Origin of the sequence: Sporosarcina sp. YIM B06819 (assembly GCF_033485175.1) — a bacterium.
Lineage (GTDB): Bacteria > Bacillota > Bacilli > Bacillales_A > Planococcaceae > Sporosarcina.
In genome coordinates, this window is record NZ_JAWLIQ010000053.1 from 1 (window position 1) to 2,456 (window position 2,456).

At 37.0% G+C, this 2,456-nt stretch carries 2 protein-coding genes; both read left to right on the plus strand.

All coding sequences use genetic code 11. The annotated features are described in order from the left end of the window. Nucleotides 1-63 precede the first annotated feature (63 nt). A complete protein-coding gene (locus R2B72_RS18415; protein ID WP_318618356.1) occupies nucleotides 64-741 on the plus strand; it encodes an IS607 family transposase in 678 nt (225 codons plus the stop codon). Further along, a complete protein-coding gene (locus R2B72_RS18420; RefSeq protein ID WP_318618357.1) occupies nucleotides 683-2,236 on the plus strand; it encodes an IS200/IS605 family accessory protein TnpB-related protein in 1,554 nt (517 codons plus the stop codon). Before R2B72_RS18415 ends, R2B72_RS18420 begins: the two co-directional genes overlap by 59 nt. Nucleotides 2,237-2,456: the final 220 nt, after the last annotated feature.

Here is a 2,456-nt window from a genome sequence, read left to right on the forward strand (position 1 = left end):
AAATACGTGCATTTAAGTGTCCTCAAGTGGACAAAAATTTTCAACTTGTAGTACAGTAGATGTATGGAAAAATTACTGTTAATGAAAGAAGCGGTCCAGCGATTAGGTGTAACTACAAAAACAATTCAACGCTGGGATAAAGAAGGAAAAATTCGAATCGTACGCACACCAGGAGGACGGAGAAGAATACCATTAAGTGAAGTTGAAAGACTCACAGGAACGAAAGTGCTAACCGAAAAAAAAATGGCGATTTACACAAGAGTGTCGTCAAATGAACAAAAACAAAAAGGAGATTTGCAGCGTCAAGCGGACTTCGTCCGAGAGAAAATGGAGTCTTCCTATACGATTGTTGAGGTTATTTCCGAAGTAGGTTCCGGTTTAAATGACAAGCGAAAAGGATTACTAAAGCTCATGAGAATGGCTAAAAACGGTGAGGTAACCGATATTGCTGTTCGCTACAAAGACCGTCTTACACGCTTTGGATATGGCTATTTAGAGGAATACTTTAAGAGTTACGATGTGACTATTCATGTATTAGATGCTCAAGCCACTAACAAATCAGTTCAAGAAGAACTAGCTGATGATTTAATTAGCATTATTACTAGTTTTTCGGGCAAATTGTATGGTTTAAGAAGCGAGAAACATAAAGAGCTAAAAGAAACTGTAGAGGAGGCGATTATTGATGTTCCTTACCTATCAAACCAAGCTCAAGAACGAAATAATCGTCCTACAGAACGGTGAAACTGAAAATGCGTATAACTACTTCGTGAGTTATGCGCATTATTTTGGCAAACTAGAGAGAAAACTATTTGTAGATTTATATGTTCGTAGAAACCAAGCTAATGCGATGAAAAAACTCTATTGTGCTCAGTATCAAATCACCTCTCGTCAATATAACAGCATTAAAAGCCAACTAGACGGTCGTGTGCAATCAAAAAAAGAGTTGCAAAAATTATACATTGAGGAACGGAAACAAAAAATCAAACATTTACAAGGTATTCTTGAAAGAAAAGCACTTCTAAAGCAAAGTAGCCACGAACAGCTGCTTAAAATGAAAGGGAACGAAAAGTCATTTCCTAAAAAGGTGAAAAATTATCGTCGTCTTCGGATGTACATCCATCAGAAAAAACGAAAAATACACCAACTACAATTGAAATTAGCAGTCCTAAAAAAAGATGTAGAGACTGGAGTTATTCGATTGTGCTTCGGCTCTAAGTTGTTGTTTAAAAAGCAATTTCATTTAGAGGCAAACAACTTAACGTTTGCCGGATGGAAAAAACAATGGCAAGAAAAGCGTGCTGAACAATTCACTTTTGTGGGTTCGAAAGATGAAACTTATGGGAATCAGTCTTGTACATATGATTCGGAGAACAATTTGCGTATTCGTGTCACTTCGAAAGATGAAAGCAAGTACGGTAAGTACATTATAGTACCAAACGTACTATTCCCTTACGGGCAAGTAGAATTGGACAAAGCAAAAATACCGTATGTCAGCTACACGAAGGGAAAAGGTGAAAAAAAGAATTACTACAAGGCACTGACATGTAAATTCATTCAAAAGAATAACCAGTGGTATCTTAATATGTCTGTGGACGTACAAGAACCAGAGGTTCAAACTATCGAAGATAATGGAGCCATAGGAGTAGACTTTAACGTGAACTTTTTAGCTGTTTCCGAAGTAGACCGTTACGGGAACTATCTAACTTCATTCAATATCCCATTCAAAGGATATCAAGTGTCTAGTGAACAGGCAAAGCAAAGTTTAAGTGAGGCTCTAAAGGTGGTCACTGAATACGCATTAGAAAAACAAAAACCTATTATTAGAGAAGAGTTGGAGTTTAAGAAAAAGAAACTCCAATTAAAAGAATTCTCCACTAAACAAGCTAGAATGTTAAGTGGTCTTAGCTATTCAATGTACAAAAATATGTTGGATACAAAGTGTAAAAAGATTGGTGTCGCTATTAGTTCGGTTAATCCTGCATTTACGAGCCAAATTGGTCATCATAAGTTCATGAGAAGATACGGTCTTAGTTCGCACGAAAGTGCAGCGATGGCTATAGCTAGAAAAGGATTGCAATTTAAGCGTACTGAAAAAGTGCCAGCTAGTCATATTTTGAAGAACCAAATAAAAGTGTCTACTAAAAAACGTACTAATCAGTGGGCAGAGTTGACGAAACAATGGAAAACCTATTCGTTCAAACAAAAGAATTATCTCCTCTGCAACACAATGAATTAAGCAACTTACAAGATTCACTTTTTATTGTTTTACGGTGGCAACGCCACACTGAACCTGTAAGGAAGAATGTGTGCCCGTGAAATCGTGTTTCGAAACAGTAAAAAGCTATACCAACTGGCGTTAAATCGCCCTTCAGAGCAATTTTATTGATCCTCAAATTTGTCTAAACAAATTGTGTGATGGTTGACCCCTTTGATGTGAAGGCGTGATTCCTTCAGGT